Source organism: Pontimicrobium sp. MEBiC06410 (assembly GCF_053601615.1).
The window spans coordinates 154,539-180,249 of the sequence record NZ_JBSHNT010000164.1; the positions used below are offsets into that span (position 1 = coordinate 154,539).

19 protein-coding genes are annotated in these 25,711 nt (G+C 30.6%); 5 read left to right on the top strand and 14 right to left on the bottom strand.

Annotated features, from left to right (window positions below; genetic code table 11):
* Nucleotides 1–12 precede the first annotated feature (12 nt).
* The 8 genes from ACVC08_RS18515 to ACVC08_RS18550 form a co-directional block, all read right to left on the bottom strand.
* Nucleotides 13–465 (bottom strand): RES family NAD+ phosphorylase, encoded by a 453-nt coding sequence (locus ACVC08_RS18515; protein ID WP_452597291.1) that lies wholly within the window; start codon nt 463–465, stop codon nt 13–15.
* On the bottom strand, nt 465–917 hold the full coding sequence (parS, locus tag ACVC08_RS18520) for a type II RES/Xre toxin-antitoxin system antitoxin (protein WP_452597290.1): 453 nt from the start codon (nt 915–917) through the stop codon (nt 465–467). The genes ACVC08_RS18515 and parS overlap by 1 nt, the downstream gene beginning before the upstream one ends.
* Nucleotides 918–977: 60 nt before the next feature.
* On the bottom strand, nt 978–3,341 hold the full coding sequence (locus ACVC08_RS18525; protein WP_452603172.1) for a hypothetical protein: 2,364 nt from the start codon (nt 3,339–3,341) through the stop codon (nt 978–980).
* Nucleotides 3,342–3,453: 112 nt separating this feature from the next.
* Nucleotides 3,454–3,780, bottom strand: coding sequence for a hypothetical protein (locus ACVC08_RS18530; RefSeq protein ID WP_452603173.1), 327 nt, complete (start codon nt 3,778–3,780; stop codon nt 3,454–3,456).
* Between the two features lie 41 nt (nt 3,781–3,821).
* On the bottom strand, nt 3,822–4,313 hold the full coding sequence (locus ACVC08_RS18535; protein WP_452603174.1) for a hypothetical protein: 492 nt from the start codon (nt 4,311–4,313) through the stop codon (nt 3,822–3,824).
* Nucleotides 4,314–4,522: 209 nt separating this feature from the next.
* Nucleotides 4,523–5,041, bottom strand: coding sequence for a hypothetical protein (locus tag ACVC08_RS18540; protein WP_452596813.1), 519 nt, complete (start codon nt 5,039–5,041; stop codon nt 4,523–4,525).
* Nucleotides 5,042–5,449: 408 nt separating this feature from the next.
* Entirely contained in the window at nt 5,450–6,157 is a 708-nt protein-coding gene (locus tag ACVC08_RS18545) for a hypothetical protein (protein WP_452603175.1), read from the bottom strand.
* Between the two features lie 9 nt (nt 6,158–6,166).
* Nucleotides 6,167–6,712, bottom strand: a complete 546-nt coding sequence (locus ACVC08_RS18550) for an RNA polymerase sigma factor (protein ID WP_452603176.1) — start codon at nt 6,710–6,712, stop codon at nt 6,167–6,169.
* A gap of 111 nt (nt 6,713–6,823) precedes the next feature.
* On the opposite strand from ACVC08_RS18550, the gene ACVC08_RS18555 reads away from it, so the two are divergent.
* The 5 genes from ACVC08_RS18555 to ACVC08_RS18575 all read left to right on the top strand — a co-directional run bounded on the left by ACVC08_RS18555 (nt 6,824) and on the right by ACVC08_RS18575 (nt 14,475).
* Nucleotides 6,824–7,582 (top strand): hypothetical protein, encoded by a 759-nt coding sequence (locus ACVC08_RS18555; RefSeq protein WP_452603177.1) that lies wholly within the window; start codon nt 6,824–6,826, stop codon nt 7,580–7,582.
* A gap of 2 nt (nt 7,583–7,584) precedes the next feature.
* Complete coding sequence (locus ACVC08_RS18560; protein WP_452603178.1) at nt 7,585–8,136, top strand: hypothetical protein; 552 nt, start codon at nt 7,585–7,587, stop codon at nt 8,134–8,136.
* Nucleotides 8,137–8,155: 19 nt separating this feature from the next.
* Nucleotides 8,156–9,817 carry a T9SS type A sorting domain-containing protein gene (locus ACVC08_RS18565; protein ID WP_452603179.1) on the top strand — a complete coding sequence of 554 codons (1,662 nt, stop codon included), beginning with the start codon at nt 8,156–8,158 and terminating at the stop codon, nt 9,815–9,817.
* 4 nt (nt 9,818–9,821) lie between these two features.
* Entirely contained in the window at nt 9,822–11,576 is a 1,755-nt protein-coding gene (locus ACVC08_RS18570; protein ID WP_452603180.1) for a hypothetical protein, read from the top strand.
* Between the two features lie 154 nt (nt 11,577–11,730).
* Nucleotides 11,731–14,475, top strand: coding sequence for a CHAT domain-containing protein (locus ACVC08_RS18575; protein ID WP_452603181.1), 2,745 nt, complete (start codon nt 11,731–11,733; stop codon nt 14,473–14,475).
* Nucleotides 14,476–14,785: 310 nt separating this feature from the next.
* On the opposite strand, the gene ACVC08_RS18580 is transcribed toward ACVC08_RS18575, so the two are convergent.
* The 6 genes from ACVC08_RS18580 to ACVC08_RS18605 form a co-directional block, all read right to left on the bottom strand.
* Nucleotides 14,786–15,694 (bottom strand): glycoside hydrolase family 17 protein, encoded by a 909-nt coding sequence (locus ACVC08_RS18580; RefSeq protein ID WP_452603182.1) that lies wholly within the window; start codon nt 15,692–15,694, stop codon nt 14,786–14,788.
* Between the two features lie 17 nt (nt 15,695–15,711).
* The gene (locus tag ACVC08_RS18585; protein ID WP_452603183.1) at nt 15,712–17,277 is read right to left on the bottom strand and encodes an MFS transporter; all 1,566 of its coding nucleotides are present in this window, start codon (nt 17,275–17,277) and stop codon (nt 15,712–15,714) included.
* A gap of 11 nt (nt 17,278–17,288) precedes the next feature.
* Nucleotides 17,289–18,737: a glycoside hydrolase family 30 protein gene (locus ACVC08_RS18590; protein ID WP_452603434.1), complete on the bottom strand. Its 1,449-nt coding sequence runs from the start codon at nt 18,735–18,737 to the stop codon at nt 17,289–17,291.
* Nucleotides 18,738–18,807: 70 nt separating this feature from the next.
* Nucleotides 18,808–20,094, bottom strand: coding sequence for a glycosyl hydrolase family 17 protein (locus ACVC08_RS18595; RefSeq protein WP_452603184.1), 1,287 nt, complete (start codon nt 20,092–20,094; stop codon nt 18,808–18,810).
* A 4-nt stretch (nt 20,095–20,098) separates the two neighbouring features.
* The gene (locus ACVC08_RS18600; protein WP_452603185.1) at nt 20,099–23,539 is read right to left on the bottom strand and encodes a hypothetical protein; all 3,441 of its coding nucleotides are present in this window, start codon (nt 23,537–23,539) and stop codon (nt 20,099–20,101) included.
* Nucleotides 23,540–23,639: 100 nt separating this feature from the next.
* Nucleotides 23,640–25,691, bottom strand: a complete 2,052-nt coding sequence (locus ACVC08_RS18605) for an immunoglobulin-like domain-containing protein (RefSeq protein ID WP_452603186.1) — start codon at nt 25,689–25,691, stop codon at nt 23,640–23,642.
* Between the last annotated feature and the right edge of the window lie 20 nt (nt 25,692–25,711).

The following is a 25,711-nucleotide window of genomic DNA, read 5'->3' on the forward strand; positions in this document are numbered from 1 at the left end:
TTGTAGTATTTATTATAATACCCGATTATCAAAATAAAATGGAAGTACTTTTTTTAATACTATTTTATCAAAATCTTTATGAAATGGATTTATAATATAATTAAATTCTTGTGGTACTATAATACTAGGAACTTTTAAAATTAATGTTTCTTGTTGTTTTATCCAGTTATAAGATAGTTGTTTTAATTCTCTTGGAGATGGCACTGCCCTCCAATTCTCTGGTAATTCATCTACAGTTATTTCGCTTATAGAATCTTCAGGTAACTCTATACAAGCCAATGCCATGTCTTTAGGTGCAAATGCTGCTGGAAAATGCGCTAAACATTCTAACATACTTAATGCTATAGAACTACTTGTATATAATACAGAAACGCCTTTAAAATTCCAACGTCCACCTACTGTCTTAGCTCCTATTCCTGTTAAATCTCTTATGTAAATATCTTTAGATATGCGATATACTAACATTATGAAAAAATCCCGTATTCTATTTTTGTAAGTTCTTCGTTTAATAATTGAAACCCAAATGTGGTGTCTAGTAACTCCTTAGGTTGTTTCATTCCTAAAGCCGTGCTTGGGTATTTCATCCATTTTTTAAACTGCTCTAAATCTCCAAAAACATCTTCTCCTTTACAATATAGTCGTGCTAATTGTATAGCGCGCTCGCTTACATCTGGGCTTAATATTTTTGAAGTTGTGTAGCGTTGCAATGTACGTTCAGAAATATGAAGTATTGCTGCTAGTTCTTTTAAATCGAATTCAATTTTTTTAGCAAGAAATAATAAGTTTTTTTTATTTATTCCATTCCTAGATAATTCTATAAAATCGTAGACATTATGTAAAGGAATATCTAAATTTAAATAACGTAATAAGCCTCCTTCTCCATCATCTGATAATGAATGCTGAATTGCTGTGTTCATAGTTTTAATTTTTAAACATGACAAATATACAAAATAAAATGACAATTGTCTAAATTTTAACTATTTAATAGTATCTTTTGTTTCAGAAACCGTTTCGTAGTATAATAAATTATCTAATCTAGATTTTACATCTTCTAAATGTAAGCTCTTTTCCATGGCTTTTATTGCTGTACCAGATAAGTAACGCCCTAGGGCAAGTATTGGTTTAATGCTATCACTTTGTTCAGATTTTAAATCTCTTATTTTTTTCTGTAACAATGTACTGGTTTTTGTACTTGGTATTATATAGGTACGCCTTAATTGTAATGGCACTTCATTTAATTTTGCTATTTGTTCTTTTGTATGTCCAGATCTCACATTCATTAATATTTTTAATGGGGCATCTAATTGAGAGATTGGTTTAAATTGCTCACCTTCTAGTCGCTCATTGTCTAAATCGCTAAATATTAAAACACTTTGTAAATTAACTTTGTTTTTTATACTATAAAACTCTGGTGTTTCGTCAAGCACTTCTTTAAAAACATATAACAAAGCCGTAGATACTGTTCCTCCTATATTATCATAGTATCCAGAGTCTCCAAATAGTCCTACATCTTTTACTTCTCCTGCTGGAGTTAAATAAGGAAATGCTGCATTAATACGCATAGCTTCTATTAATTTTACAGAATGCTTATCGCCTTTTTTTGCTCTTAGTTTTTTTATATAATCGAAATATCCTGAAAATAATTTTGAGTCTCCAAAATCTACAGGACTAATAACACTATAGCGTCCTGTTTGGGCATGTGTACTATTCATAAATAATAATGGAGGTACAAAGCCAGATGTATCACTTTTAGAATAGTAGGATAACACTTCTTTTTCTAAATCATTTTCTTTAGTATTAAATACTTCTTTATATGCATTTTGCCATTCATTTTGTAATAATTCGCCTCTATTATCAAAGGGAAATAGACTTAGAATACTTTTAAAAAAATCTCTTCCTAGTAAGCCAACAATTGAAGTTGACAAATAATTTTTAGAATATATAGTACTAGCTTTATAGGTAAACGGTTTATTTGTATTCTTATAATTAATTGTGGTATTATTTAGTTCTGCTTGCTGTGCTGTTGCAAAAAACATAGCATTTCCAACGCCTCCTCCTGATGCGCCTGTTAAAGAGAATAAGTGATCTTTATAGTATCTATTATTAGAGTTTTCTGATAAATAACTATGTATTAAAAAAGACCATAAACCAGCTCTAGAGCCTCCCCCTTCTGAAGAAACAAATAATATAGGGTAACAATCCTCTTTTGCTTGTTCTATTTTTGCTTTTCTATTATTAATCCAATCTTTAACGTAAGCTTTTAAAAATTTTCTATCATTTTTACTTGTAACCGTTTTGTCTAGTTCGTAATGGTCGAAGCGATCATTATTTGCATTATATTTTGATAATATTAAACCTAATATAACTACAAATGTGAATAATGGGAATTGTATTTTTTTTCCTATAAATACAAATATAAAAGAGATTAAATATAATGACATTAAACATATTAGCAATACAGATAGTGGGTTTAAACGCATTGCTATGTCTGGCTTTATATTAAATACAATATATACTAGTAACACTAGTATTCCTGAAATAATAATACCTCCATAAAAAAAAGGTTTTGTACGTATTGTTAGTAAATCTTTAGTATTAAACGCTACAATAAAAAATATTAGTGCTAATGATAAATTGGAATAAAATAGTAGTATTAAATCTTTTTCTGCTTGATTATTTGCTGCCCCTAGCCCTAATATAAAAATGAATAATATAAATATAGAGCCAGTAATAATGTAATTAAGCTTGGGTATTTTTCTCACTAATTGTCTTAAAAAACGATATATATTATGCTCTAATAGTAAAATTAATATTAGAGTAAGAATGGCCAATGTATTGGAGGGGTTTAATAAATTGCTTAATCTGTTTTCTATATCAAACAGTTTCATAGCATTTAATATGGCAAATGCCGATATAAACAGAACTAAACAACCTAAAATTCTAGGTAATATTTTTCTAACATGATACTTACAATTATAGCTATATTTATCACTTTTTTCTATTGCTCTGTAATGTTTTGTAGGTATAAATTTTAAAAAGTTCTTAAATGTAATTTTTGTATAGTTTGGTCTGTAATAATATTTTGGTGCATTCCATATAAAAAATGAAATAATGAGTAATAATGAAAAATAAAGCGGTACTTCTAGAGTAAAAATCTCCCAAAAATTAATTGCGTTATTTTGGTTTAATACTAATAATAAGTCTAGTGTTTGCGGGAAAAACCAAAGCATAAAATATATTAAGACGACTAATAAAACACTTATAATATTATTAGCCAACTCAGAGATTAATACCTTGAACCATATACCAAAACTATTAAAAAAGGTCATTATTTTACTCATAAAAATTATTTATTGGGGCATATAAGTTAACGTGATGGTTATAGAATAACCATCACGTTAATAAAAATATATTTAGAATTATGATTTAAAAAGAACTAATATTCTCTTTTTATTAAGAGATAACAATTGTTTTTACTGTATCTACAATTGTTTTTATTATTTTATTTTTAAAATGTCCAAGACTAATTTTACTCACGCCTGCTTTATGTAAGGCTTTCATTAATAATACGTCTTTTTGACTTTTTAATAGCCATTCAAAATCATCTAATGTAATATCTCCATTAGCTAATAATTTAGTCCAACGTTCTAATTTTACTTTGCTTTCTGCAAGAAACTGTTCTACATCTTTTTTAGATTCTTTCTTTAAATCATCCCATTTTTCTCCAAACAGGCCTAATATTGATGCTTTTAACTCTTTTAATAATGCTTCAAAATCCATAGTTGTATGTTTTTTATCTTATTGATTAATAGTCGTATATATTAATTATTACTTGTTATAATGTCAAGCAATCTGTCTTTAGCTACTTTATCTTTTTTACCTTCATATTGTATTAATAAGTCCATAGCTTCCAACACTTGTGCTTTGGATTCTGTTACAAAAAACTGAGACATTTGCCCTTTTTCTTCCCAACGCTTAAAAAAGCCTGCTAATAAATTCTTTTCTTTATTACTTAGTATTTTCCACATAGCGTAAGTAATTTCATTATTAGGTTTGTTTTTTTCGTACTCAACTATTTTTTGAATCTCTTTATTTAATGCTTCAATTTCTTCCTTATTATCTGCATAGGGTGTTATAGCTTTATCCATTAAACTAGAGGCTTCTACTTTTATTTCAACGCTTTTTTGATACGAATATTGATCGTAAACCGCAGTTTTTAAGGCATCGCATGAGGTCATTAACATTAACCCAACTACTACTAAAATAATACTAGTAATTTTTTTTAATGGGTTTTGGTTGCATATTGTTTTCATTTTTTCTTGTTTTTGTTATTATTGATTATCGTTTTTCTTGTTTTATATTCTAAAGTTACCTCTTTTACATGTTTTGGTTGCTCTTTTAAATTAATTAAATAGTTATTATTTTTTGTATATAAAAAATAGTAATTAATAATAAATTATTTTAATTATCAAGGGTTTTATCACGTATTATTAATAGGGTGAAACCTCTTATTTTTTTGTATCTAATTTCTTTTTAACTTCAAGGTATCTGCATTCCATGTTTTATATGTTAAAACATCGGTTTTAGCTTTTACTGTATATAATTTATCGTTTCTTACTATAAATAAATTTATATGTGGTATGCCTTGATGGTGCAATATTTGTAAAAAAGATTCTTTAAATTCTCCTTTTACAATTACTTTAAACCCTGTTTTTGTATACTCAGAACTATACCACTCCCAGGTTCTTAAATATCTTAAATTATAGATTAAAATGTCTATGCTTGGAAATAATAAATCATCTTTATGATAGTCTTCATTATCAAGTTGCTTAGTAAATGCTACTAATGGTTTTGGTAATAAATTTTCCCATGTAATACTATAGATGCTTAGTGCTTTATGCTCTAAAAATACTTGCATCGTTTTTATAAAGAGATGTAATGCTTCTTTTGGATTTATAATGTTTTCAACTAAAATTATATTGTAATCTTCATTTGGCAATTCTCCATTTGTATTGTTATGTATTCTTTCTAACTCGGTCACAGTTTAAAGGGTTTGGGGCTAGAATATATTATATTCTATGGTGTTTATTGATTAACGGCTCTTTTTATTTAACTATATAAATTCTTTTTTATTTTAGAATATGGTAATAAATATGTGTTAAAAACAGTGTAGCTTTAATTATAAATGTACGCCTAATGTTTTCTTTATTTTTATTAACCTTAAAAATAGGTTCTATAATTAAGTCTATTTTTGTACTAAATGTTACCCAATTATTATGAGTAAATGAGTGAGTCTTAAAATGTATAATAACAATAATTATACCATGTCATTGACTTTATTAACAGTTACCAAGGTGTAACATATTTTTTATTCTTAAAAAGAATATTGAGTGAAGTAGTCGTTTTAATGAGTAATCGCTTTCTTTATAATATAGTTTGGCTAGTTTTACTATTCTATTTTTTCTAACAATAGCTTAGCTTCTTTTAATTTAAAAAAGTGTTTTATACGTATTGCTTCTTTTAACTTTTCTTTGCTTTTTTTAATATTATCTTGTTTTAAATAAATTAAAGCCTTGTACCAAAGAACTTGTTGTTTAAACTTTGTTTCTTCTAAATTATTTAATTCTAATAAAGCGTCTTCTGTTTTACTTTTATTTAATAAACACATTGCTTTATAAAAGCGTATGTTTTCGTTTTTATTAGTGACTAAAATAGTTTCTAATAGCTCTAGTGCTTTGTCGTACTGTCCGTTTTCGTATGCTAACATGGCTTTAGACAATGGTTGTAACTCTTCTTCTCCTCGTACTACTGGGGCTAATACATTTGGGTATACATCAAAATAAGTTGCATACAGTGTTGCTGAAGTATCTTGCTTCTCTATAAAATAATACGAGCTACCCAAACCTAAAAAAATAATAACCGAAGCAGCTACTAACCATTTTTTTAAGTTGTTTTGCTTGGTCTTATTCTCTAGCTTCTTTAGTTGTGCCTTTAATTCATCTTTCTCTAAACTTTCTATTACCTTATTAACATCTGTAAATTCTTTAAATAGGGCTTTAAATTCAGTATCCGTTTTTAAAAGGCGCTTAAATTCAGCCTCTTCTAGTGGTGTTAATTCACCTCTGTTATATTTTTGTATAAATACTTCTTTTTCCATAAACGTATTTTAATCCTCTCCAATTATTAAAGTTCTTAACTTTTTCATACATCTAGATTTATGACTCTTTACTGTATTTTCATCTTTATAGTTAGTTAAAGTCACTATTTCTTTTATTGTAAGGTTTCTATAATAAAACATGTTTAAAATCGATTTACAACGCTCCCCTAATTGTTTATATTTTTTTCTTAGTAATACTTGTTGTTCTGTTAAGCTGTCCTCTTTAAATATTATAATATCGTTATCCGCTTCATGTATATCTTCTGTTATATATAATATCTTTTTTTCTTTTAGTCTATCGTATATTTTATGTTTTCCTATTCCAAACAAATACGTTTTAATTGAGCTTTTCTCTAGGCTTAATTGTTTGCTTACAAAATTCTGGAATAGTACAATAATACTATCTTGATATATATCTATAACGTCCTCCTTTGGTAAATTAAATTTAGACGCATAATTAAGAAAAGCTTCTTTATATAAGAGATAAACTTCTTCTAAGGCGTTCTTATCATTATTTCTTAAACGTTGTTCTAAATCTGTTGGTTGTTTTTTCATTAAGTAGATTTAATAGAAAAAAGGTTAACATAAAAAATAAAATATATAAATGTTAACCTTTTTATTCTTTCCCATACAAAAGAGAAATAATCATAATCTAAAGTATTAAAAATGGCACTAAACAACAAATTATTTTTAGGTATCATCACTATAATCCTTTCTTTTAACTGTAATGCACAATTACTAAGCAAACTAAAGAAAAAAGTTAAAGCTAAAATTGAGGATAAGGTTGTAGAAACTGTAGACCAAAAAACAGATAAAACACTAGAGGACATTACAACTAATAAAAAGCCAAATATAAAGCAAGATGTATATGTCTTTAACCAAAGTATTTTATTAGAGTTAAGCGCTAACGACAACGAGAAAACAACTTTAGAATTCTTATTTAGCAAACAAAATTCTAATATATCATGTATAAAACTAGGGGCTTCAGAAAATGATGCTATGGAAGGTGATATATATAATGTTTTAACTCCAGATCATGCAACTGTATTCATGGATTTACCTGGAATGAAAATTAAAAAAAACATTACAGATCAAGATATTAAGGCTTTTGATAATTCAGATAAAATTCCGCCTAAAGCTGAAATAAAAAAAACAGGTAATACTAAAACCATTTTAGGTTACTTATGTCATGAATACAGCTATACAAAAGAAAACTCAAAAGTTTTGGCCTGGGTGGTAAAAGGTAGCTTCCCCATAAAAAGTAACTATTTACCTATTCTTGGTATGCATACAAATAGCCCTTATAAAGGTTTTGTGCTTGAGCTTTATTATGAATCTGTAAATGAAACTGGCTCTATTAAAGCTTTAAAAATAAAAGAAAATATAACCCTAGAAATTAATACTAACCACTATAAATCTATGTAATTATGAAATTTAAAAGTCTAATCATTATTTGCCTACTATTCGTCTCTTTTTCTTTCTCACAAAATGTTTATTTAAAAATAACTTTTAATGAAGGTCCACTTAAAGGAACTCATGTATTTACTCCAGAAAAAGGGAATTACACAAGTCAAATTAACCTAGGATTTAATAAAGGCATAAGCAATATCAATGCTTCTAAATTGGTTTCAGAAAGTGGTATACAAATACATTACATTAATAAATATTTTTTAGGTGAAGCCACCAAAGGTAAGCATCAAGCTAAAACGGATACTTCTGGTTGCGGAAGTTTAAACTTTATAGATCTACAAAACAATCAGTCTTTTCATAAAATTGATGGCGATTTTATAGACTGCTCAGAAACTACCATTAAAGAAGTCTCTGCATGGGAAACGGGTATTGTAAAAAAAAGAAGGACAGTCTCCGGAAGTTTTTCAGATAAATTAGAAATGAAAATTAGACAAGATGATGGCCTTGAAACTACAATTAATACAACTGTTAATGTGGTTTTTAAAGCTATTGAATCTAGAAGAAAATAATATTACAACACATATAATTATGATGAAAAAAATTACGCTATATATTTTTCTATTACTCTTTACAACTGTACAAGCTCAATACACTTTTCAGCAAATAGATATTTGGTCTGGTAGCAATGGTAGCTCTCCTAAATACATTACAGAACATAATGGAAAATTGTATTTTCAGGCTTTTGAAATAACACCTTCCTTTAAGAAATTGTATGTCTCGGATGGTACAGATTTAGGAACAAGTATTGTAGCCCCAAATTTAAATGGAGGCGCTGGTTATTCTCCAGAATCTTTAACGTCTTTTAATGGAGAACTTTATTTTACAGCTTTTGTCTCTGGAATAGGCACAGAAATATACAAAACAAATGGAACAGAAGCTGGCACTCAGTTATTAAAAGATGTAAGGAGTGGAAGTTCTAGTGGTTTAGACTTTAATACAAATAACGATAAAGAAGTTTTTTTAGAATATAATGGAGAACTTTATTTTAGAGGCTCAACAGCGTCTTCTATAGAGCTTTGGAGAACTAACGGTACTACAACTGGTACTGTAAGCTTAAAAAACTTTGAAGACACAACAAATGGAGCACCAGTATACTTTAGTACAGCCGGAAAGCAGAAGCTAGGTACTGTTTACAATGGCTTATTGTATTTTACTGTATTGCGTGGTAGTACACATGAACTTTGGAAAACAGATGGTACTACTGCTAATACACAAATGGTTAAAGGCGGGCTAAATGGAATTAATCACTTAAAAGTATTTAACAATCTTTTGTATTTTGTTTCTGGTGCTGATAGTGATGGATTTGGGTCTGAAATATGGACTTCAGATGGTACTCTTGCAGGAACAGCACTAAAGTTTGATATATTTCCTAACAATTTAAATCCATTTTTTGGTTTAGGTAGTAATCCTTCAGATTTCTTTATTTTTAATAACGAGTTGTATTTTTCAGCTAGAAGCTATAATAGTACAACAAATCAAATTATTGGTAGAGAGTTATGGAAAACCGATGGTGTTACTGTTAATTTAATAAAAGACATCAATACAGATAATCTTGCTAGTGGTATTAATAGCCCAAAGTTTACCATATATAATAATGAGCTTTATTTTTCTGCTTCAGATAATACGACTTCAGATCAGGAATTATGGAAAACCGATGGCACTACTTCTGGCACTATAAAAGCTGTTAGTACAACAGCTACAGGGGAGTCTTTACAATTTTTTAATGCTACAATATATAATGGCAAATTATTTTATCATAATTTTCAACAGCTTTGGGTTACAAATGGCACAGCAGCTGGCACATTTCAACTTACTAATAGTACTCAAGAACTAATACAAACATCATCTGGGAGTCTTGTATTATACAATCAAAAACTATGGTTTACAGCTTTAAAAACAGGTAATGGCAACGAGCTTACTAGTCTGTTTGATAGCACTTTACATATTATAGATTTCAACACTCCTCAAATTTCAGTTTACCCCAACCCTACCCAATCTCAACTGCATATTAATGCCTTAGTTTCGCCTACAAAATACACAATCTACGATGTATTGGGTAAACTAATTACTAAGAATAAGGTAGACCCAATTAATAACTCTATTGATGTAACTTTCTTAAAAAAAGGTATTTACATTATAAATTTTATACAAAACCAAAAAGAACACTCTTTTAAATTTATAAAAATATAGCATTATGTCTGTTAAAACTATACTATTTTATCTCTTTCTAGGCATGGTTTCTTCTAGTTTTTCTCAATCGTTTAATTATCAAGCTGTAGTGAGAGATGCAGGAGGAGAACTTGTAATAGACCAATCGGTTACAGTACAATTTACAATTCTTGAAGGCGCTAGTACTACTGTAGAAGTTTACAAAGAAACCCACACTACCAACACCAATACTTATGGTCTTTTAATAGCCAATATAGGTGAAGGTGTAAATATAACAGGAGACTTTACAACCATAAATTGGGGGGTAGATAAACATTTTTTAAAAACAGAAATAGACACTGGCAGTGGTTTTGTAACCATTGGTACTAGCGAGTTTAGAGCTGTCCCTTATGCTTTATATGCAGAAAACACAGCAAACTCAAGCCCATTTGCAGAAACAAGCCCTAATGTAGTTTCTGGAATTAACACTAATGCCGATTTTATAATTGGTAGCAACAACACAGAAGATTCTAATAATATAAATTTAGATAGCAGATTGTTTTTTGATAAAAGTAAAGTTGCTTTTAGAGCTGGTACTGTAGATGGTACACAATGGAACGATAGCAATAGAGGTTTATACTCTTTTGCTGGTGGACGAAACACAAAGGCCAGCGGCATAGGCGCTACTGCTTTTGGGTATAATACAGAAGCACTTACCTCCTATTCTATGGCAACTGGTGTTAATACAGCTGCAAATGGCTATGCATCATTAACTACTGGGTTAGGAACTAAATCGAATAATGTTGGCCAACTTATTTCTGGAAAATATAATATAGAAAAAACTAATGCTTTATTTATTATAGGAAATGGTACTGATGATGCAACAAGACAAAATGCATTTTTAATTACAGAAAACGGTAGTTTAATTTTAGGAGCCAATCAATTCAATAATCAAGATGAAATAAGTTATGATAATTCTAGATTATACTTTAACAAATCTAAAGGTGCTTTTAGAGCTGGTTGGTCTAATGACATATTAGGTGGCTCTACATGGGACGACAATAATGTAGGTGTTTTTTCTACCGCTTTTGGTAAAAACACCTTAGCTTCTGGAGTAAATTCTACTGCTTTAGGGCAAAATACTATTGCTTCTGGCAACTCTTCTACAGCCATTGGAAAATTTAATGAAGCCGATGACAATGCCTTATTTATGATTGGAAACGGAAACTCTGGGCTTGTAAATGCCAATAGGAATACTATTTTTAAAGTTATGGGAAATGGTATTGTAAATATTCAAAATTTATCTGGCACAGATACTCGCAATGTAAAAGTTAATGCCAACGGCGACTTAATAACTACAACAAACACGACTCAAAATTACACTATTAGTCCTTATGATTTTGAGGCTAGTTTTCCTGATGCCGAATTAAGACGTAATTATAGTACTGTTAAACTACTAGACAATACTCCTGAAAGAGCTGTAACTGGTGTTATACATATTCCTGATAACTCTGTTATTACTGGTTATACGGTTAATTATTTAGATAATTCTAGTACTACAAATTTTCAATTTTCTTTAACGCGTGTTAATAATAACTCAAATATAATATCTACTATTAGTACTGCAACGTCTTCTGGTTCTTCTAGTAGCAATAGAACCGAAATTATATCTGGACTTTCTATTGTAGTCAACAATGCTAATTACTCTTATGTAGTACGTGTTGTACCCCTAAATGGACAAAACTGGGATCCAGTAAATACACATTTAAAATCTATAATTATCCAATACGAAAGCAATTAACAAGAATACGTTTTATTTAAAGTTTAAAAAGAAAGGTTTTTATTATCTTACTTCAACTAAACATTATACAATATTTTCAATTTATTAATAGTACATTTTGCAAATCTATACCTCACATTTTAACTGTTATAAAGCAAACTCTAAACTATATCTATTGTTAATTCTGTGTATTCCTTTCTTTATTAAAGCACAGGAACTTAAAACGACTGCGTTAGACAATATTATTACGCTATATAATAATGGAGATTATAATAGTTCTCTTACCAAATGTAATGCTTTAATTAAGCAACAAAAGGTGTTGAATACTGCAAATGACAGTTTGGCTCTAGCCGAGTTATATTTTTATAAAGGTGCTTCACAATATTATTTAGAGCACTATAAAGCGTCTATTGTTTCCTACAATAAAGCTATAGCAAACTGCCCTGATACAGACGAAGGAAAAAATCATAAAGGAAAAATGTATTACGAGCGTGCTTTTTCTGAATATAGTTTAGGTGCTGGATTATTTGCTTATAAAAGTTCACAAAAAGCATTAGAGGTGTTAAAATCTGTTAGTAAACCAGATTATGATTATCTACTTTCTATTTATGCAGATCTTGCTGGTGAGGCGTCATATTATGGTTTTAATGAAAAAGCTAACGACTATATACAAAAGGCTTATAGTTTATATAATAAACACAAAGACAAGCTTATTAACACCAATAATTCGGCTTCTAAGCCTGTATTATTTTTATATAAAAAAAGTACTATTATTAATAACAAAATAGAATTTTCAACTAAAGATGAAATAGAACTTTCAAATATTATTAAAGCTTTTTTAGAACTAAAAAAGAATAAAGCATTTAATCCTACAGAAAATTTAATGTATGCCATTGCTTTAAATTATTCAGGGGACTTTTTTTTAAGAAAAAATAACGTATCGCAAAAGGATATTAAATTAGCACATTATTATTTAGATAATGCCATAAGGACTATAGATAAAGAAACCAATATTGATAACTATACCCAATTTTTATTTAATAAAGCAAAAGCATATAAACTAGATAAAAAATACCATCGAGCGCTTAACATATTAAATAACATTATTAGTAATGTTCCCCTAAAAGACCATAGGCTCTCTTTTTTTTATGCAGAAAAAGTCAATATTTTTTTAGCATTAAATAAAAAAGAAAAAGCTTTACGTTTTTTAAATAAGGTAATGAATGAAATACATACAGATTCTATTCCTTTACGCCAAGATTTTTCAAATTTTTCACCAAGTCAAGATATAAACGAAACTGGGTTACTAGTTGAAATGGCGGATATTATTGTAAAAAAATATCCAAAAGATTCTATTGTAACCTCTCTAGCTTCTAAACTATATTATAATGGGTTAAAACAGTTTAAAAACTGTTATCAAGAAAGTTATTTAAACAATAAGTTAAAAACCTATTACGACACAGCTATTAAAGGTATTTTAAAAACAAAAGGGCTTGGTTATAACTCTAATATTTCACCAAAAACAATACTAAATACTATAGAAACTATAGAGAATAGATTAGCTTGGAAACATTTTAATTTAAATAGACAATTAAAAACATCTATTATACCCGATTCTCTCCAGTATAAAGAAATTGAACTAAGAAGTAAACTTGTAAATGCAAAAAAATCTAAAAATAAAGAGGCAATACAATTATTAAAAAATAAGCTTAACGATCACTTATACAAAATAAAAACACAATATCCATTAATTAGTGTTTTTAATTACGAAAATTATAACATAGAAGATTTACAAAAAAACATGGCTAATGATGCCTTAATCTTAAGGTATAAGAAGTGTAATGATGCGTTATTTTTATTTACAGTAACAAAAGATAGTATTAATTATTTTGAAATTAATAACGCTAAAACTATTTTAAAACAACTCGACACCTACTATAAAACAATTAGTAATATGGGCGATAATATAAGTTTAGCTAATGTTTTATATAATGCCCTTATTCCACTTAGTATAAAAACCTATAAAACACTAACAATTATACCCGATGTTAGCATAAGTCACCTACCCTTTGAAACTTTAGTAAATAATAACAAACAGTATTTAGTAGAAATAAAGTCTATTGCATACTCACCACATTTAGTGTTTTTAAATACTAAAAAAGAACAAGCAAATCATCAAAAAAACGATTTACTAATCTTTACTCCAAACTACGTCATTAAAAATAATTTATCAGAGCATTATAGAGACCAAAATTATCATCTTAAAGGTGCAAAAGAGGAAACAAAAGCATTACAAACATTATTTAAAACCAAACATTTTGAAGCAAATGATGCTTCTAAAGAAAACTTTATTAAAAATAGTAAATCATCAAAAGTTATACACTTAGCAATGCATGCTAATATAAATACGGAGATGCCTGAACTAAGTTACTTCTCCTTTTCAGAAAATACTAAAGAAAATAAAATGTATTTAGAGGAGTTGTATAGTTTAAAATTAAATTCAGATTTAGTTGTATTAAGTGCTTGCAATACGGGCAAAGACTTTATTAAAAACAACAACGGCATTACTTCTTTAAGTAGGGCTTTTACATTTGCTGGAGTCCCTTCAAACGTAGCTAGTCTATGGAGTGTTCCCGATAAGACTACCAAAACTATAATGATTAGTTTTTATAATCATTTAAAAAAAGGAGAAAATAAAGCTAAAGCACTAGCTAATGCCAAAAAAGACTATTTACAACAAACTACAGACGTAAACTTAACAAAGCCTTTTTATTGGGCTGGTTTTGTTGTTAATGGAAACACCAATAGCATTCCTTTTAAAACAGAGAGTAAATTACCAATAATTAATTATATTTTATTTTCTATAATTATTATACTAGTTTTTATTTATTTATACCGTTTTATAAAGAAAACTCTGTAAAATTTTAATTTATATAATAACTAAAAAACCACCCATAAGTATGGATGGTTTTATATAAAGACTCAGTCCCTCAAAAAAAGTCTTTAGATAGTAAAAATTCTTTTTAAAGATATTTTCACTTATGCAATATACGCAATAATTCTCACTTTACAGTCTTATATAAGCTATAATAAATTATTTATGTATAATATATATACTCTATTTTAACACTAAAGTTTACAGATTATTATTCTGTAAAAACGGTGTTCTTTACACAAGCTGTTTTAGAGTTTTTCAGAATATTTTATTTAATACCTTATTGGTTAACCATTTAAAACTTTAACGTTTCGTATTTATCCCAAAGCCCCCAATAGGCGCCTACGTCTCCTTCATCTCCTACTTTCCAAGATTCATCAAAAGATGAAAAATAAAATAATTCGATACCTTCTTTTTTACACCACATTTGGGCATTAATAAAATAACGCATTGCATTTTCCTTAGAGGCTACTGCTCCTCTTAAACTGCTTCCTTCACTTGGCCACCCTGTCTCAGTTATAATTACTTTTTTTCCATGTCCAGCATTAGTTGCTTGCCCAAACATTTGCTGCATATGGTTTAGTGAATCTTCTATACTACATCCTTCCCAATAGGGATAACAATTGGATAAAATAACATCGCAAGCTTCTGTGATTTTTGGACGATGAGAAAATTCGTAATAGGCATCTACATAACCAATAGGAATTTCTGGTAAAGCTTTTTTTACTTTATAGAGATATTCTAGCAATTGTTCTTCGGTTAATTCTTCTCTATACATCACTTCATTACCAACCGCAGCAATATCTACACAACCTTCTTTAGCCAATTTTATTAAAGCCTCTATTTCTTCTTCATTTTTTTCTAAATCGTCGCTTAGCCAAGCACCAACTAATGTTTTTATACCGTGTTTGTGAGCTACTCGAGGTATGTGTTCGTTACCTTCAATACAAGAAAACGAGCGCACCCACTTTGTATAAGGCTTTATAATTTGTATGCGCCTGTCTACTTGTGCTTCTGTAATAGTATCTCCAGGTTCTTGACCATCTTCATACATACTAAAACATAATCCATGCATGCCATTTTTTAAAGTTTCTCTCCACAATTGTACTAATGCTTCTTTAGAATATTCATTAAAATTTACACCGTTATGCTTGTTGAAATTGGTGTTGTTTAATAAGTAATTATGATTTCCTCTATATGACATTCTATTTCTATTATTATTTATAATTCTCCTCTTCGCTTAACAAGTTCAGCTTTTATTTCTCTAGCTCTCCCTTCATTTAAATTATATTTCCACATAACCCATACGGCTAGTCCTGCTGTAAAAGCCGGTACAACAATATCTGCTATTCTCAAGTTAGTCATTGTTTCTACTGATTGTTCTGTCGCATTAGGATCGAACCCAACAATACTTAAAATCACTCCTCCAAGAACAAGTGCTATAGATTGTCCAATCTTAACCATTAACCAATAAATAGCTCCAAAAGTCCCTTCTTTTCTAGGCATACCATTTTCTAATTCATCTAAATCACAAACATCTGCAGTCATAGACATCATTAATGTGAATAAACCTCCCATTCCAAAAGCAAATAATGGAATTGGTAAAAATATAAGCCATGGGATTTCGCTACCAGGGTCTATACTAAACCAAGACATACCAATGCTGTCTAACATAGGATTTAATGATTCGAATAAAGCACCAATACCAGAATTTAAGCTTTTACCTATATCCGTTTGGCTAAATTGACTGTTTAATTCCTTATCGAAGCCCCACCATTTTAAAATATATCCGACAATAGATAATATTGTAGAAATTATAAATGCTTTTTTCTTACCCCATTTATTAGCCATTCTTGTAATTATTGGTATTACCATAATTGCTGTTATAATTGCATTTATAGTATTAAACCAAGCAGGCCATGTACCAGCCATTTCATAACTACCATTGTACATATAAAACACTATGATAAATACACCAAATGCAGCTACAAGTTGAAACCCATTAAACACTAGAAACGTAGCTCCACAAAGCTTCATAAAGGGCTTGTTTTTAGACACTTGCTTAATTCCTGCCCATAATTCTTTCATGTTAGCAGATAGTGTTTTTAAATTAATCTCTTTTCGGTTCTCCATGTGAGAAGAATCTATGCCTTTACAGAATAAAGCTGGCAAAATTCCAAACACAACACAAAGTGCACCTACAATAAGTGCCATTGTTCTTACGCCTTCTGTTTGTGTACTAAATGTATTTGAATCTGGAATAATTACATAAAGCCAAGGTACAATCATCCAGGCAACCTGCCCCATAGTATTAGAAAATGCCATGATACGAGTACGTTCATTATAATCTGATGTCATTTCATAACCTAACCCGACCAATGGTGTAGCAAACATTGTATTCCCTATTAAAAATAGAATTTGAATTACCATTACATGCCAAATAATATAGGTTTGTGATGCATTATCATCTAATTGCCACATTAAAAAAAAGAGTATTCCACTAATAATAGCTCCTATAAAAATATAGGGTCTTCTTCGCCCCCATCTAGATTTTGTATTATCAGAAATAAACCCCATTATTGGGTCTGTTATTGAATCAAATATTCTTGGCAACCCACCTAAAAGACCAGCCCATAAAGGATCTACTCCCCATGCTGTTAATAGAAAAAACTGAATAAAGACGCCTAAAGTACCTGGTAAAATATTTAAAATAAAGTGACCAGCACCAAAGGCTGACTTTTGCCCAACAGGGACTTTATCTTTAGCTGGTGTTTTAATATTTGGCATAACATTATTATTTAATTAGTTTGTATAATTATCGTTTGAATGGCTTGCGCGCTTATTTGTATATCTACAGTCTTTTCTTCTAAAGACAATGTGAAGTTTTTCGATTTATCCGTTTCGTTAAACATAACAAGTACTATGGACTCATCTGGATTTTTTGCTGCACAAACCATAATGGATTCATCTGTTTTATCAATGCCTAAAACTTTTGCTCCAGGTCTTATATACTTACTAAAATGAGCCATTGTGTAGTATAGCGGTGTAAAATAAACTTCATCTTTATCTGGATCTACAATTACTGGAGCCACACACCAATTTTTAAACCAATTTGGACCTCCTTGTTTGTCTAACACCATATTCCAATCTACCCAACCATCTACCCAATTGTTTAAACAGCCTATTATATCTCTTGCATAACGGTTTACTGGTGCATATTTTAGGTGTAGATATTTGTCTTCCTCTTTTGCCCAGTCCCAACCCCAATCTGTAGCTTCTTTTTTCCAATACCAAGCATCATCTTGCCATTTAGGAACTTCTGAATCTACACAGCCTTCTGTTTCAATTAAATATTTATCTGGTGCTTTATTATGTGCATATTGTAGGGCTTCAGGAAAAACTTCATAAGTACTCTCATACCAATGTATAGCTGTACCATCAAAGTATTTAGATGATGCTTCATCTTTATACATAGAATCTACCCACTCTTTTAAACCTGCTCTATTTTGGTCGTAACCTAAAATAACTTTATCTCCATAACCATCGGCTTCTAACTTTGGTCCTAGGTAGTGTTGAACAAAATGTGTCATCTCATCTGGCGTAAAATGCATACTTTCCCAATTATTACCATTACCATGTGGCTCGTTTTCTACGGTAAATCCCCAAATGTCTATTCCCTCCGATTTATAAGCTTCTATATATTTTGAAAAAAACAAAGCCCATGTATTATAATATTTTGGCAGTAGTTTCCCTCCTACCCAATTGTTATTATCTTTCATCCAAGGTGCAGCGGTCCAAGGTGAAGCAAATATTTTAAAGCCATCTTCAGATACAGACATGGCACCTTTAATCATAGGAATTAAATCATCTTTATCTTCTTTAATCGTAAAATGCTTTAAATCTATATCATCTTCAATAGGAGTGTATGAGTAATTCGTTAAAGAGAAATCGCAAGAGTTCATATGCGTTCTTGTTAATGAATATCTAGCACCTTCTTTACCGAAATAAGCTTTTAATATAGTGTCTCTGTTTTTTTTACTTAGTTTATTTAGTAAATAAGCCGACGATTCTGTAAAAGCACCACCAAAACCTGTTATAGTTTGAAATTCTTTGTTTGGTAAAATTTTTATTTTAGAAGCAGAATCTTCAGTGATAAATTCAGTGATTCTAGTTAATTTATTTCCGCTTGCTGAAGTCTCATAGACTTCAACATTTAACTGCTCTGGTTTTTCACTACAATTCGTCATAAGAAGTAAAAAAAAGATGTATTTAAACCCATTTATTCTTTTCATAATACTTGGTTTAACATGTTGTTCTTTATTGAGTATTAACTCTCATAGGCGGTACTAACACTGTTTTCATTAGTTCCTGTTTATTTCCATTATAGGTTTTTACAATGGTATTACCATTTCGGGTTAATCCATTAAAAATGCCTTTATCTACCAAATTCCAAATAGGATATTTTGCTTTACCATCTATTGTAAATAATCCAAAATGATTTTCGGAGCCTTCTGGATTATGTGCATCTTTCCATTGTTCGTTAAATGCTTCAAAATAAAAACAAGACATTCCATTTTGGTTAGTCCAATCTCTCATTAATTTATAATAGACGCCTTGTTTATATTCGTCTGTTGCTTTAGAGCCTTTTGGTCCATAAAATCCGTTAGAAACTGTAGCCCAACCTGTTTCGCCTATATGAATGGGTTTATTAACGCCAATACTTTTCATATAATTTTTTACACTATCGTATTGCGATTTTGAAAATGCTACTGCTCGTTCTACAGCTAAATCAATTTTTTTAGTCTCTGGAAGTTGTGCCTCTTTTTCTCTAACACCCCAAAACGCTGGGTTATAGTGTGTGTTATGATAAGGATAGGTGTGCATAGATATATAATCTACTGCTTTTGCTAACTTTTTTAATGCTTCTGTATGATAATTTTCTTCTCCTCCACCCCAAGATGCAAAATCGTCTGAACTTGTAATCCATAAGCTTTTAGGTAATTCTCCTTCTCTTTTTAGGTTTTGTAAATGGTTAACCCATTTTAAAATAACGTCTGGCAATACATAATAGCTAGTTGCCCATTTTACCATGGCTTCATTTCCAACAGCAATAATTTTTACTATATCTGGATATTTATTTGCAAGTGCTACTGCTCTCTCTATTTCTGCTGCATTATTGGGGCTTTCTATATTATGATCTGGTGCTTTATCTGTCCAAGCATTAAGGCAATCTATCCATGCGCCTAACATTACGTACATTTCAAAATCTGGATCTTCTTCTTTTAACTCCTGTATTGCTTTAAGTAGGTTTGGTGCTTGTTGTAATTGTACATTGTATGTACGTACTATTTTTATTCCCATTGCCGACAATAACTTCATATCGTCTTTAAGTTCATTAATTGTTGGTTGCGCCTCTCTTGTTTTTCCGCGATAACCTCCATACGATATGGCTAAATAATTTGGATTGCCCAAAATTTCTTCAGCACTCAACATTTCTTGTTCCATAACAGGTTGTACTTTGCTTTCTTTTTTTTCTGAATTGTTACACGAAAACATAATAATCCCTATACAAATGGACATAAAATATGTTGTGCGCTTTTTCATTATTCTATTTTAATTGGTTGTCTTTAATATGTACAGTTATCTCTACTATTTCTCCTGTTCTTTTAAATATTTTTTTACTAGTTTCTGCCCCTAGGCTTAAGCCATTAAATATTAAGTGTTCTCCACTACTATTAATAAGTTCTACTTTCTGCTCATTAGAAATTTTATAGATTATGGGAATTTGGCAATATGTAAAAGCTAACATGCCTTTATTTAGTTTTAATTGTTTCTTTTGTTGAGAGGTACTGATAAATGTTACTGTTTTATCTTCTTTTAAAAATTCGTTTTTACGTAACATGCACGGATTAAAATGTAGTTTCCCACTTGAAACAAAAACACCCAATTCTCCAAAACGGCTTAGTATATCTTCTTTTACTTGTCCTGTCATGCCAGGTTGTTGCGCTCCTTTTCCTGCTGGTGTATGCGAATAAGGATCGGTTGGAAATGCGCCATATAATGTTGGTGATTTGTGTACACCAATGCCTTCATTTATTTCGTAATAATGTTCTAATAAACGACCAATAATTTCTGGAGTTTCATTATTTTCAATTGCTTTTAAACAGCATTCCTGAACGGCTAATTGCAGTTTTGAAACCATGTGCCAATAAATAGAGCCTAAGCCTTCATAACCATAGAACGTTCCTGAACGTCCAGTAAATGCTTTGTGATTAAAAACGTCTTCAAAAATTTGAAGAATACGCTCTTTTTCTTCATTTGGTATGGATTGCGAAAGGTTACTTAATGCTTCACTTACATCATTTGCGTTTTTAAAATTACCATTAAAGTGATAATTACCACGACTGTCCTGCTCTATTACTTGAGTGTTATTGCTTGCTAGTAAAGTTTTTAATACAGTAGATTGTTCTACAGCTTGTTTAGGAATGTTATTTCGTTCTGTAAACCCTTTTAATTCCTTATATGGATACAGTAAATAACTATATTGATCTGAACGAAAAAGCTTACTAGCTTTCATTGCATCTAAAACCGCTAGTGCTTCTATTGCGGTTAAATACCCTGAGCTTAAAGAGGCTACTTGCCCTTCTAGCATTTCTTCTAAATATGATATAGTAATTTTGCTATTGCTTGTAACAGTCATTAAATTATAAGCGTGATACAGGTTATCTGTTCGCTTATTTGCCTCTATAGCGTGTTCTAAATATTTTAAACTAATACCTACAAATTCTTTTAAAGATTGTAGTGTAAGTGTTTCTTTTCTGCCAGAAAATGCATGCTTATAAATAGCGTTTCTAAATGTACTTGCTGGTTGACCTAAACCATCTAAAACTTGCTTTCTATCTTCGTCCTTAAAGCTACTAGACAGTAAGTTCTCATGAGTTTTAAACGTTTTAAATACAGCTTTATATAATGTAACGAGTTCTTTTGAAATTTCTACAGACTCTAATGTTGTGCCATCAAAAATGGTTTTAAAGAAACTTAAAAATCGTCTTAAATAGTAAAGTGTTACCATAGAAACACCATTACCTACTAGTGCATTATTAGCATCGTTCCATTCTGGTCTTTGGGTATTCATCCAAATGCCACATTCTGGAATAAAATTGGATAATTTTGCTAGCGTTGTAGCTAATATTTTTTCTATAAAATTTACTTTAACAATAAATCTGTTTTCATCACGTAGTAAAGCACCATCTGCTCCTAATTCGTCTCTTTCTCTTCGTATTTTATGGTCTAGTGCTTCATTAAATTCTATAGTATCTTTTGGGTTTTTAAGAATGTCTTCGTAAGATTTTATACGATAGGGTACGTTTGCATACACAAACATATCTTTGTTAAATAGACTTTCTAGTTTTTTAGGTTGATGGTTTTCTATAAATTCTAAAAACTTGAGCAAATAAATAATTTGATGATCTCCCCAATAGCCTATATAACTCCATGGGTCATCTGGCTCACTAATTTCCCAATCGAACCCTCCTTTTGTAACTCTGTATGGGTTGTAACCATCGAAAGTTGTGGCATTCAGAAATTTATGAATCATACTTTCTATAAACTCTGGATATGCATGGGCTAAAGCTTCCCAATTTTGAAATATATCTCGCCAATTACCTTCATAATCTAATATTTTTGATCCATCTTCATTACGTGTGTTTATTGAAAACTTATTCCAAGGGCGGCTAGGGTCTCCATGACGACGACTAAATTTTAATGGCATATACTCTAAGCATAAGCGGCGAAAGTTTTTATCTTCTGTATTTAAAGCTATTTCTTTAAGCTTAAATAACGAAAACTGTTTAGAAAGTTGCTCTATAACTTGTTCGTTATTTCGTGCCACTTTTTTGTTCGCCCTAGAGATATAATTTTTAAAGTCCCATTTCTCTATAGTATAATTATTATCAAAAATTCCACCACGCATAATATTAAATAATGTGTTGGAAAAATGGCGTGTATCTCTTGCATTATCTGCTGTTAGTTGTATTGCATCTGAGGATGCATTTAAGTTTATTAAGCGTTCTGTTCCTAATGTAATATCTGCATCAATCTTATCTTGTAAATTACTTTCATTTTGTATGCTTTCAGACAGAGTTACAACATCTGAATGGTCTTGGTTTACATTTGCAATTAGCATCCAATTTTTATCAGATTTTGGTGCTAGTTCTAGCGTTGTATTCACAAAATATGCTCCTTTTTCTGCTTTTATATCTACTTCTGGTTTTAAAACTTGTTTTCTTCTAAAGTTTTTTAGTTGAAGTGACGACAATAAATATTTAGGATTATTTAATCCAAGAGACCACACTACATTGGTTTTTAGGGCTTCGCTTGGTTCGGCTTTGTCTACAATAATGGCGCTTAATGCAAAGATGCCTAAGCCAGATTGTTCTTCTAATTCACTCCTTTTGTAAGCGTCTACTAAATTGCTACTTGCATTTTGTAAATCACTACCTACTCCATAGGGTAAAACATTTTGAATACCGTCTAGAATTTCAACATTTACGGTAGTTACACTTATATTTAATAATTGGCTTTTACGTACAAAACCATAAGTGTTACTTGAATTCCATTGGTAACGGAAAGTTAGTTCTAAATCGTGATTAATTTCTTCAAATAAAATCTTATTCCCATAACTGTTTTTATATAAATTACGTGTTGTTTTATACAGGCCTTCATAACGTTCTGAAAATGGTTCCCAGATATGTATTGCTCCGTTTTTATCTATTTTAAAAATAGATTTACTTCCTGTTGTATCTGCGCTCTCTGTAATTTTATCATCTGTATAGTAAGGGAACAATGCAAATTCTGAATTTCTTCTTCCTGCGGTTAAACCTCCATTACTAGAAATAAACATCCAATGATTTGAATCGCTAACAATACTCATAAAAAATGGGCGCATTTCATCATTATTTGAAATCTTAAAAAAATGTTCGCCATTAAGTGTTACTTTTTCTAGGGTAACCTCTCGTTTTATATTTTCTTCTAAAATTGTATTAATCATTATTTTCTAGCTTAAAGCAGTGTTTAGATTGGGCATGTTTAAAAAGGTCGAGATTATACTCGACCTTTTCTTAATTCAAAAAAATCATTTCGATTGGGAGCTATTCTTGAATTACATCATCTATATAATATATAGCCTCTGTAGCTACAGGTACCATATTGGTTTCATCGTAATCTGGAAATATCACAATTTTATCATAGCCATCTGCTAGATTTATTGCTGTTGTAGAGAAATCGAATGTAAGTTCTACCCATGTATTAGCTTGTGCTAAATTTTGTTCTACATTGTATGTAACTATTGGGCCTTGATTTCCTTCTTTTTCTAATTGAAATCTCACATTAATATTTGCATTTGGCGACCACATTTTAACTTTAAAAGTCGTTCCTGCTGTTGGGTCTAAATCTTGACTAAAAATATGAAAGGCTCCAGAATACCATGCTGAATTAACGACTTTGTTAAATTGGTAAACATTTGCTGATGTATTTATACCACTTTGGTCTGGGTTAGCTGCTATAGCTCCATTTGCTCCTCCATCGAAAGCACCTGTAAATGGTACATTATCTTCAAAGCCTAAAAGTGTAGTGCCTGTTCCACCTCCACCTCCACCACCTGGAGCTCTGTAGAAGTAAATATTATCTAAGTATATGTCTACTGGAACTGTGCTTCCTGGACCATTTGCTGCAAATTTCATTTGGAAAACACTATCCCAGGTCATTCCTGTAAAATCGGCAATAGGTAAATCTACGCTTGTCCATGTTCCTGTTGTGTAAGGTATAGACACTAGTGTTTCTCCTGCTCCTGTTCCATTATTTATTGGGCTTACTTGTATATCTGTTGCTGCTGGATCTGCTGGTGTCCATATATCTACATGTAAAAACTCCATTGCTGATGCATTTTGTGGTCCTCCAGATCCAAAATCTGTTCCTTGATAATTAAAATTAGGGTATGCTAATGCTAAATTTCCATCGCCTGGATCGTAAGCTGTGTTTACTTGCATGTGTCCAGATTGTCCCCAATTAGGGTCGAAATTATCAACAGTTATATTAGCGTAAGCGCCTCCATATATTGAGATAACATCTCCTGGGTCTCTTGCTGGTGGTACTGGTGCTGAAGTTGTTGGTGCTGTTGGCGCTGTGTTTACCTCTACCGTTCTTGTTACTTGATCTGCCGCATTACCTGCTGCATCGCTAACATCGTAGGTTATTACATAAGTTCCTACTGTATTTGTGTCTACCATATCGCCTCCAACTACAATACTCGCTGAAATATCTCCATCTGTATTATCTGTAGCTGTTGCTCCTGGATCTGTAAATGACGTTCCTACAATTACATTCATCATTGCATCTCCATTTAATGTAATTACTGGTGCTGTTAAATCTACTGTAGGTATTTGTGCTACATCATCAAAATAAAATGTACCTGCTGTTGTTCCTGGGCCATCTACAAATAGTGTAAATTGTGAGTATTCTGCGGCAGAATCGAAAGTAAAAATAAGTTCTTCCCAACCAGATCCACTATGGCTAGCTGTTGTTTCGACATCTCCTGCTGTTCCTTGTTCTAACTTTAATAAAATATCTACTGGTACGTTAGCCCAAAAGTTCATTTTTACTGACTTATCTGTGGTTAGATCTAATGGCGCTCCTAATTCAAAGAATAGGCCTTCAAAAGCTGCTCCACTGTTTGTTATTGCACCTACATTAGATGCTACAGTATTAGTGCCTGAAAGGTCTGGGTTTTCTACAACATTAAATACTACACCATTAAATGTTGTTGCTTCATAAACTACCAAATTTTCATCAAAATTAAATGGTATTGTTATGGCCTCAGGAATTGCTATAGTAATAGTATCTTCGAAAGTATCTGTAGCTCCAGATACATTTTTAGCTTCTAGAGTTATGGTGTATGTTCCTGATGCGTATAGTTTTATAGGGTTAATTTCTGAAGAGCTGTTACCGTCTCCAAAAGACCAAGAATAAGAGTCTGCATTTGTTGATGTATTTATAAAGGTAACTTTACCATTACTTTGGTTAATAGTGTGCGTAAATCCTGCTACTACTTCGGGTAATTTAAGGTCATCATCTTCACATCCCGTTATGGTAAATGCTAAAACTAATAGTACAAGTATTTTAGTTTGTTTGATTAGATATTTCATAATATTCTTTTTTAGTATTT

Excerpts from the sequence above, each read along its gene's own strand:
- ACVC08_RS18515 (WP_452597291.1), bottom strand. The coding sequence starts at position 465 with ATGTTAGTATATCGCATATCTAAAGATATTTACATAAGAGATTTAACA.
- parS (WP_452597290.1), bottom strand. The coding sequence starts at position 917 with ATGAACACAGCAATTCAGCATTCATTATCAGATGATGGAGAAGGAGGC.
- ACVC08_RS18525 (WP_452603172.1), bottom strand. The coding sequence starts at position 3,341 with ATGAGTAAAATAATGACCTTTTTTAATAGTTTTGGTATATGGTTCAAG.
- ACVC08_RS18530 (WP_452603173.1), bottom strand. The coding sequence starts at position 3,780 with ATGGATTTTGAAGCATTATTAAAAGAGTTAAAAGCATCAATATTAGGC.
- ACVC08_RS18535 (WP_452603174.1), bottom strand. The coding sequence starts at position 4,313 with ATGAAAACAATATGCAACCAAAACCCATTAAAAAAAATTACTAGTATT.
- ACVC08_RS18545 (WP_452603175.1), bottom strand. The coding sequence starts at position 6,157 with ATGGAAAAAGAAGTATTTATACAAAAATATAACAGAGGTGAATTAACA.
- ACVC08_RS18550 (WP_452603176.1), bottom strand. The coding sequence starts at position 6,712 with ATGAAAAAACAACCAACAGATTTAGAACAACGTTTAAGAAATAATGAT.
- ACVC08_RS18555 (WP_452603177.1), top strand. The coding sequence starts at position 6,824 with ATGGCACTAAACAACAAATTATTTTTAGGTATCATCACTATAATCCTT.
- ACVC08_RS18560 (WP_452603178.1), top strand. The coding sequence starts at position 7,585 with ATGAAATTTAAAAGTCTAATCATTATTTGCCTACTATTCGTCTCTTTT.
- ACVC08_RS18565 (WP_452603179.1), top strand. The coding sequence starts at position 8,156 with ATGATGAAAAAAATTACGCTATATATTTTTCTATTACTCTTTACAACT.
- ACVC08_RS18570 (WP_452603180.1), top strand. The coding sequence starts at position 9,822 with ATGTCTGTTAAAACTATACTATTTTATCTCTTTCTAGGCATGGTTTCT.
- ACVC08_RS18580 (WP_452603182.1), bottom strand. The coding sequence starts at position 15,694 with ATGTCATATAGAGGAAATCATAATTACTTATTAAACAACACCAATTTC.
- ACVC08_RS18585 (WP_452603183.1), bottom strand. The coding sequence starts at position 17,277 with ATGCCAAATATTAAAACACCAGCTAAAGATAAAGTCCCTGTTGGGCAA.
- ACVC08_RS18590 (WP_452603434.1), bottom strand. The coding sequence starts at position 18,737 with ATGACGAATTGTAGTGAAAAACCAGAGCAGTTAAATGTTGAAGTCTAT.
- ACVC08_RS18595 (WP_452603184.1), bottom strand. The coding sequence starts at position 20,094 with ATGAAAAAGCGCACAACATATTTTATGTCCATTTGTATAGGGATTATT.
- ACVC08_RS18600 (WP_452603185.1), bottom strand. The coding sequence starts at position 23,539 with ATGATTAATACAATTTTAGAAGAAAATATAAAACGAGAGGTTACCCTA.
- ACVC08_RS18605 (WP_452603186.1), bottom strand. The coding sequence starts at position 25,691 with ATGAAATATCTAATCAAACAAACTAAAATACTTGTACTATTAGTTTTA.